The sequence below is a fragment of the Pseudoalteromonas sp. S408 genome (assembly GCF_005886645.1).
GTDB lineage: Bacteria > Pseudomonadota > Gammaproteobacteria > Enterobacterales > Alteromonadaceae > Pseudoalteromonas.
In genome coordinates this window covers 486,545-493,943 of the sequence record NZ_PNDY01000001.1, presented here as the reverse complement: position 1 = coordinate 493,943, position 7,399 = coordinate 486,545, and the positions used below count along the sequence as shown (strand labels likewise).

The 7,399-nt window shown below is 36.7% G+C and carries 9 protein-coding genes; all 9 read right to left on the bottom strand.

Annotation, left to right across the window (positions count from 1 at the left end; translation table 11 throughout):
- Positions 1–38 precede the first annotated feature (38 nt).
- Positions 39–716, bottom strand: a complete 678-nt coding sequence (locus CWB62_RS02390; RefSeq protein WP_058550769.1) for a DUF799 domain-containing protein — start codon at positions 714–716, stop codon at positions 39–41.
- 1 nt (position 717) lies between these two features.
- Positions 718–1,065, bottom strand: coding sequence for a DUF4810 domain-containing protein (locus CWB62_RS02385; protein ID WP_006791804.1), 348 nt, complete (start codon positions 1,063–1,065; stop codon positions 718–720).
- Positions 1,065–1,745 (bottom strand): CsgG/HfaB family protein, encoded by a 681-nt coding sequence (locus tag CWB62_RS02380; RefSeq protein WP_058403139.1) that lies wholly within the window; start codon positions 1,743–1,745, stop codon positions 1,065–1,067. Before CWB62_RS02380 ends, CWB62_RS02385 begins: the two co-directional genes overlap by 1 nt.
- 1,093 nt (positions 1,746–2,838) lie before the next feature.
- Positions 2,839–3,324, bottom strand: coding sequence for an RNA polymerase sigma factor (locus CWB62_RS02370; protein ID WP_058403137.1), 486 nt, complete (start codon positions 3,322–3,324; stop codon positions 2,839–2,841).
- Entirely contained in the window at positions 3,324–3,737 is a 414-nt protein-coding gene (locus CWB62_RS18815) for a hypothetical protein (RefSeq protein WP_249310668.1), read from the bottom strand. Before CWB62_RS18815 ends, CWB62_RS02370 begins: the two co-directional genes overlap by 1 nt.
- A gap of 405 nt (positions 3,738–4,142) precedes the next feature.
- Positions 4,143–4,934 (bottom strand): hypothetical protein, encoded by a 792-nt coding sequence (locus tag CWB62_RS02360; RefSeq protein ID WP_058403327.1) that lies wholly within the window; start codon positions 4,932–4,934, stop codon positions 4,143–4,145.
- Between the two features lie 163 nt (positions 4,935–5,097).
- Positions 5,098–5,613 (bottom strand): DNA starvation/stationary phase protection protein Dps, encoded by a 516-nt coding sequence (dps, locus tag CWB62_RS02355; RefSeq protein ID WP_058403135.1) that lies wholly within the window; start codon positions 5,611–5,613, stop codon positions 5,098–5,100.
- A gap of 242 nt (positions 5,614–5,855) precedes the next feature.
- The gene (locus CWB62_RS02350) at positions 5,856–6,218 is read right to left on the bottom strand and encodes a DUF2237 family protein (protein WP_058403134.1); all 363 of its coding nucleotides are present in this window, start codon (positions 6,216–6,218) and stop codon (positions 5,856–5,858) included.
- 202 nt (positions 6,219–6,420) lie between these two features.
- Positions 6,421–7,200, bottom strand: a complete 780-nt coding sequence (locus CWB62_RS02345; protein WP_058403133.1) for a DUF2189 domain-containing protein — start codon at positions 7,198–7,200, stop codon at positions 6,421–6,423.
- Positions 7,201–7,399 lie beyond the last annotated feature (199 nt).

The window sequence follows — 7,399 nt, the reverse complement described above, 5'->3', positions numbered from 1 at the left end:
ATTATTTGGCTCTTTATTATTATTATTTTGACCTTTATTTATTTCTTTTTCTCGCTTGGTACGGGCTGGCCATAGCTAGGAGAACGTGGGCCATATAGCAGACCATTGTATGTATCTGATGATAATAAACGATTTGATGTAATTGCAGCGATCTCGAACCCTTTGTCTGTAATGGTTTCTGCAATTTGGTTTATTGCAGCCACAACTAACATGCCGACTAAACCGCCACCGCTATTATTTTGTTGCTCGGCTGATGAAGCACGCGCTTTGCCTTGCCATAATTGCACCCCAGTACGCAAATCAACAAGTGATGCAGAAACAGTAACAGCCGTTTCACTAGAAATTACAACATAGCTTGTACCGTACTCTTCAACGGTTATGTAAAGTGCAGAATCGGCACCAAAAATACTTTGAAGTTTATCTACAGGAACTTGGTGTACGTCGCTTGCAACAGTAAGACCATTACCTTTAAATGTTTGTTCAACTACAGCTACCGGAAAAACATAAAATCCAGATTCTGCAATTGGAGCAACCATTTGTGTCATTACGCTATAAGGTGCGATGACTTCAGGTGTGTTATTAAGTGGCGGTAAGATAATAATTGAATGCGGGTCAGCTTCTTTGAATGCAGTATAGTCATGGGCTGGTGGAGGAGAAACACAGCCAGCAAGTAATGCAACAAGTGCAGCAGCAGTAAGTGATTTTAAGTTGAACATATTAGGCACCTTTCGCAGATTTTAATAGAAAGTCGATATATGAGGTTGATTCTGGAAACAGTGACTTTTCAGTTTCAAAGTGAGTTGTACCTAATGCAGCATTACCTGTTTCAAAGTAAAGCATACCTAAATGAGCGTGAAGCCCAGGTGCAATAGCTTTGCTTTTGTTTGCTGCGTCAGCAATAACTTGCTCCAGCATAGTAATTTGTTCTTCAAGGGTAACATCTTCTGCTTTTAAGTAAGCATAAACTGCGGTGTTATACTCACCATAGTAGTAAATAGGTTCTTTGGTTGAGTTACATCCTGTAAGCGCTGCACAGACTAATGCTAGGGTTATTAATTTTTTCATTACTTATCACCCCATTGACCAGATTCAAGTCCAGTAACTAGTTTATTTACTACTTCGCGGATTGCTAAGTCGAGCACTTTTCCATTAAGAGTTGCATCGTATGAAGCTGTGCTACCAAACCCAACAACTTCACGTTCAGATAAGCTGTATTCACCTGCTCCTTGAACTGAGTAAACCACTTCTGAGGTGGTAACATCAACAATATTGAGTGTTACTTTAGCGTAAGCAATTTGTGATTTACCCTTACCAAGTAAACCAAAAAGCTGACGGTCGCCGATTGCTTTACGACCAAATTCAGTCACATCGCCAGTAACCACAAATTTAGCACCGCTAATTACTTGTTTTGTACCTGTTAATTTAGCTTCGTCAGTAAGTGTTGCCATATTATCGCGATCAAGCACGCTAAAGCGGTTAGTTTGTTGTAAGTGGCTCATTAAAGTTGTTTTGGCTTGGTTACCTAAACGATCTTGGCCTGACGAAAAAATACCATTTTGAAAACTCGAGCGATTAACAAATTGACCTACTACAAGTTTACTCTTAGTACCTGTATAGGTTGTGTTGTAACTTGCTACGGTAGGGGTCTCAACAACTTTTGATGATGTTGTTGCACATCCAGCTAATGTAGATGCCATTATTGCAGAGATTAGAATCGTTTTAATGTTGCTTTTTACTATGCGCATAAGGTGTTTATGTCCGTTTAAATAATTACAAAAATATTTTAGAAACAGACTATTAACACTTAGTTCAACTAAATAAATATTTGTAGAGTCCATTCCGAGTGTATTTATAAACAAAAAACAATGTAAATGCAATGTTGTTTTATAATTATTAGGTACATAAATTTATATATTTCAAGGCTGAAATATTAGCAAAGACTAAAATAATAATACTGGTTTTCTAGTTACAACACTTTGGCTATTGATGCTTGAAAGTAAATAAACACGTAAGAAATTGTATGTTGGCATGCCATATTTCAGTTGTTTATTGTTGCATTTACATAATTAAAGTTTCTAAGAATAATTACAGGCAATACAGTGCTAATAAATATGGCTTTGTTTACACTATTCACGGGGTTTTGAGTTCACATTCATTGCTAATTTTAAATATAGCTTTTAAATCAACCCTCTAGCTTGCTTAGCACTCATTAATAGTTATAAGCCGGACTTTTTTAGTATTTGGTTAATAACAGTGTTAATGATCTACATTTTGCTACTCTAAATTATCAATATAATTGAGCTTACCTTTAAGATGGTACTTTAAATAAAGATAACGAGTTAACGTTAATATGAGTACCAAAGTCCCAATACCTAGTTGTATAAGCCATATTGTTGAGTGGTTGTACATTAAAACGCTCACGGCCGCTGTGATGCAAAGTGCAGCCCACAAAATGGAACAGCCTATAAGGTTTAAACGCCAATAGTTTATTTGATTAATAAGCTGCTGCTTTTTAAAAAGTAGCAAAGCATTAAAATCTAAGATATTGGATTTAATAAGCTTTTTACGTTTTAGAAATGCCCATATTGAAAACCCAATTGGTAACGGAGTTAAAATTGCGTATAACACTTGCTCAGGAGTACTAGTTGCTTCAAAAATTAATGCATAGATACAAAATAAGCTAACAAATGTGCCTGCGACTAAGTCGAACCATGCTTTGATTGATTGATTGTTTTTTTCTTGCCGATGTAATTTGGCTCAGTAGTGCGGCAGTATCCAGTTTTGGAGTAGCATTTTTATAGTCTTTTTGCCATTGTTCTAATAGTGGATCCATAATTATTATTGCTCCATTAGCTTTTGAAGTTGCACAAGTGCGCGGCTAGCGCGCTTGGCGACGTTAGCTTCGTTTATACCTAGCGTATGTGTTATTTCGGCTTGGTTAAAACCTTCTAATTGAAGAGAAATAACTTGCCTAAATTTTAATGGTAGCCGTCTCATCGCTGTCATTAAATCATACGTGTTATCGCTGTGTTGGTGAGAATCAGTACTAACCAAGTCAAGTAAAGGGTCGCTTAAATTATGACGATCTTGGCGACGTGTTTCTTTTAAAACATGATCGACGGCACGGTTGTGTGCGACCTTGGCAATAAAGGTCTTCATACTTGAATCGCCTATAAAATTTTCTACTGAATGCCAAACAGCTAATGATATATCTTGCAGTAGGTCCTCTCTAAGTGCTTGGTCTGCTTCATGTGTTGCAGCAATACGCGCCATTAAAGGTGCGTATTGCAGTAGTACCTCATGAATATGATCCTTTTTACTCACTATGCTTCCTTGTGTTTTATGAATATATTGCTGTAAGCAATATAGCTTATACACATGAGTATAGGACCCGTAATAATTGCACTTAATAAAAAAGTGTAAGGAGCTAATAATAGGCTTAAGAAAGAAATCAGCGCAATTAAACACATTGGTTTAAACGCATAGAAAAAAGCATTGAGGCTACTTTTTAATGCTTGCAGTACATTTTTATCACCTAGTAAAACACAATAGCTTGCAAAGCTGACTGGCAGTGTAACAGGAATAATCGACGCAAAAATAATACCCAGTTGCCATTGAGACACTTCAGTAGGCTGCGAAAACAAAAGTAAATTGATGCCATCATTTCCTAGTAAAAGCTTTGCTACAAATAACTGAATAAAAAAAGCAGATGCTAAAATTGCTGAAAGCGGAATCATACTTAGCCAGTTTTTAGCTTTAAAAATCGACTTTAATGAAAATACTTTTTGAGTGGCCAAGTGATGAATTACTATTACAGCGCTACTGCCTACAAAAGTGGCGACCCATTTAGAGGCTAGCATGCCATAAGGGGCGGGTAGTATTTGAAAAATACCTTCAATAATTAAAGGAAGCAGTAAAAATAAAAAAAGCTTTACAGGTGCGCGTTTAAATATTGAAAAACCGTCTTGAAACTATTTATTAGCTTTACTAGCGGGTAAATTATGTAGTGAGCTTACTGTTAATGTACTCATTGTTACTCTCCTTTTGATTGTTATGTTATTAGTCGATAACAATGAGAATAACCTGACATTTTATTTTTCATTAAAGTAAAAAATATTTTTAAACATAAAAATAAATTTAGATTAGCTCGCACCACAAGCAGGGTGTAAATCAAGTACCTCAGTAACTACTTGACCGAATAAAGCTTGTTCTTGCTCAGATAAATTAATAGTTGGGTCAAACTTCATGGTGTCGGCGGGTTGTGAAGTAATTATTTCTGAAAAAGTCATGGCTGTTAATACATTGCCTGCGTAAGAGGCATGGTTACCATCATCCATATGTAGTTTTGCATTTGGCATTAACACTAAAAACCTGTTCCAAACAAGGCCAATGGGAGCCACGCAGCTAGGTTGTTTAGCGCTTATTGATAAGTGTAAGTCGTATACACGCAGGCCCTCTTCAGGGTTGCCTCTTTGTGGATGTTCTGGGAATAAAATAGGTGTAATGTTGTGTGTCTTGGCTGATGAAATTAAATGCTCAGCGGCATCGGTAGGGTACGTTGTTAAACCAGACTGAGAGTATTTTTGGCCTTGAAAAATAGCATGGCTTAGGTTGTTGTTTTTAAGCTTGTCTACATTTGCCCTAATACTCACAATATTATCTAAAAAAGGTCCCGATACGGTGGTTGTATGAACTGATTTATCTGGGTATTGGTTTTCGATTATATGCTCAATGATCCGCCCTAACTGACTGCTGTGACTATTGCCATAAATAATAATGTTGTAATTATCTTCGGTAGTGTTTTGTGTAATTGGAGTAAGACTTACACTTGTATTTGATTGCGGAACTTTGATATTACTGCTGCCTGAGCCACAGGCTGATAAAAATATTAAAGAAAAAAACCAAAATTGTTTAGGGTATTTAAAATTCAGCATGCCAATTTGTACCAATAATAAGAACTATTTACTGATACTAGTAGGTCGATTCATATGCCGCAAGTTCTTGCACGGTTCAAATATCTTAGTGATATTTTGTTTTATGATTTAAACAAAAAGCCCAGCAAAAATGCTGGGCTGAGGTATTTACGTAATAAACGCATTATTGCGTTAATTCACCAGTAGATGACTCGATGTGTGCTCTTACAAACCATTGAAACTGCTCAAGGTCAGCAAGTTGGCTTACTAGCATATCTTCAGATACTGGATCTAAATCTGATACCGTTTCGATGGCTTTACGGTGATCGGCATTAATGCCGTTGTACACCTTATCTAACGCGCCTAAATGCTCGGTAACAAGTCCTTTACCTAGTGAATATTCGTTCCATGTACGACGGTCTACAATTGACTTAGGTGTACCTACTGGTACGCCGCCTAAAGTGGCAATACGCTCGGCTATTGTATCTGTCATTTCACGCACAGCTTCAACCTGCGGGTCTAGCATTTCATGTACACCTATAAAATTAGGGCCAACAACATTCCAATGAATATGTTTTAGTGTTAATTGAAGGTCTATAAGTGCAACCATACGGTTTTCTAGGGCTGCGATAGTTTTATCAGCTGATTCATTACTCATACCTGGTGCAGTAAATTTAGCTTGCTTATTTGTGTTACTCATAACTTCTCCTACTTAACTATTTAATATTTTTATGTAGATCCTTTACATAATAAATACGTGATAATTATATAAAGCAATCAATATGCCGGAAGTTAAATTTAATAAAGTTATTTAAATTCAATGGTTTGCATTTTGTTTTTTTGATTTGTTTTTTTAACAGTATGAGGTGGTTATGAAAAGTCTGCATTTTTTTGTAAAATTTGCAGACCAAACAGATTTGTTGAAACTAAACTAAAATATTTTTAACGGGTGTATTCATGTGCCTTTAATAACTCAAGCGGTATTACTTCAAGCGACATCTTATTTGTGGCCTCCAGTAATACTGGCGGCGCAAGGTTTGCTTGTTGCGCATGAAGCCACCTTATCGCGCATAAACACCACTTATCACCCGCTTTTAAGCCTTTAAAATCGTAAAGTGGATTGGGCGTTATTAGGTCATTACCTTGTGACTTCGAAAACTGTAAAAATTCCTCGGTCATAACTGCACACACACTATGATTACCGCGATCAGAATCCGGTACATAGCAAAAACCCTCGCGAGTATACCCGCCATTTCCGCAACATAACTGTAACCGCGTATCGAGAACGTTAAATTGGTTTGCCATTAGGTGCCTCAAGTGACTGTGTTTAATAAAATAACAATAACCTTATCAGGCACTAAAAAGTATAGCTACTAAAGTAAGGATGTTTGATTACAACTTTTTAAGAAATCGAGATACTTTAATGGAGAGTAGGGTGGAAAAGTATGATTTGTGCCACAAGATAGATTAACTAGATTGTGGCACAAGTTAAGTTAAAGTTTGTTTATTATTCGTATTTTCTGGCTTTTTTAGTTTTGATTACTGCAATGTATGCATGCCAGCTTGCGTAGCTAAGTAGTGGCATAATTACAATAAACCCAACAGCACCAGTTACAAACCCAAGCGCAACCAGCAGAAAAATACATATCGACCAAACAACCATCGGCGCAAAGTTATTTTTCACGGCGTTAATAGATGAAACTATAGCTGTCATTATGTCCACACGTCTTTCCATCATTATTTGTGGTGTGAAAGCCGATACAGAGAAAACAGACACAAGTAAAACCCCACCTGCAATTGTCCCGAGCGTTAAAAATGCTGACAGTTCTTCAAATGTTGGGTTAGCGTAGTTAGGGTACAAAGCGTGAACAAGAGCGGCAATGCGCATCCATGCTATCATTATTACAAGTAATAATATTGCAAAGCCCCATTCACCAACAGGATTTCTAAACATTGATTTTAGTGAATGTTTTAACGTTGGTTTGTGACCTTTTTCAAGTTCCCATGCTACGTCGTATAGGCCAGCTGCAAAAGCGGGTCCAATTAATACAAACGCAACGGTGGCGGGTAATATTACAAATACGCTTTGTGCAAAAAATGCAGAGTAAATAATAGCAGCAGGAATAATACTAAACACTAGACCATAAATCACAGTGAGTAATGGTGCGCTGGTCATATCTTTAAACGCAAGTGCCAACCAATGAAAAGCAGCGAACGTATCTACTTTGTTGCATTCTATACAGCGGGCAAATTCGGTATTTTTATCAATTGTTTTTGTTGTAGGCATAAGTGGAGCTCCTCTATAAAGCCTCTATTTAGGTTTAGGTCATAAATGCTTTATTTACAAATATTAAACATAGATACGGAGCTAAAATCAAAATTGTTCACTAAATAAACGCTGTGTATTTATTAATCGCGGGTATTTCATAACAAAATTGCACAAGGGGGTTACGCAAATCAATATTAATAAGGTGCTACTTAACCTG

Coding starts and splice junctions, on each gene's coding strand:
- dps (WP_058403135.1), bottom strand. CDS start 5,613: ATGAGTAACACAAATAAGCAAGCTAAATTTACTGCACCAGGTATGAGT.
- CWB62_RS02360 (WP_058403327.1), bottom strand. CDS start 4,934: ATGCTGAATTTTAAATACCCTAAACAATTTTGGTTTTTTTCTTTAATA.
- CWB62_RS02350 (WP_058403134.1), bottom strand. CDS start 6,218: ATGGCAAACCAATTTAACGTTCTCGATACGCGGTTACAGTTATGTTGC.
- CWB62_RS02345 (WP_058403133.1), bottom strand. CDS start 7,200: ATGCCTACAACAAAAACAATTGATAAAAATACCGAATTTGCCCGCTGT.
- CWB62_RS02385 (WP_006791804.1), bottom strand. CDS start 1,065: ATGAAAAAATTAATAACCCTAGCATTAGTCTGTGCAGCGCTTACAGGA.
- CWB62_RS18815 (WP_249310668.1), bottom strand. CDS start 3,737: ATGATTCCGCTTTCAGCAATTTTAGCATCTGCTTTTTTTATTCAGTTA.
- CWB62_RS02390 (WP_058550769.1), bottom strand. CDS start 716: ATGTTCAACTTAAAATCACTTACTGCTGCTGCACTTGTTGCATTACTT.
- CWB62_RS02380 (WP_058403139.1), bottom strand. CDS start 1,745: ATGCGCATAGTAAAAAGCAACATTAAAACGATTCTAATCTCTGCAATA.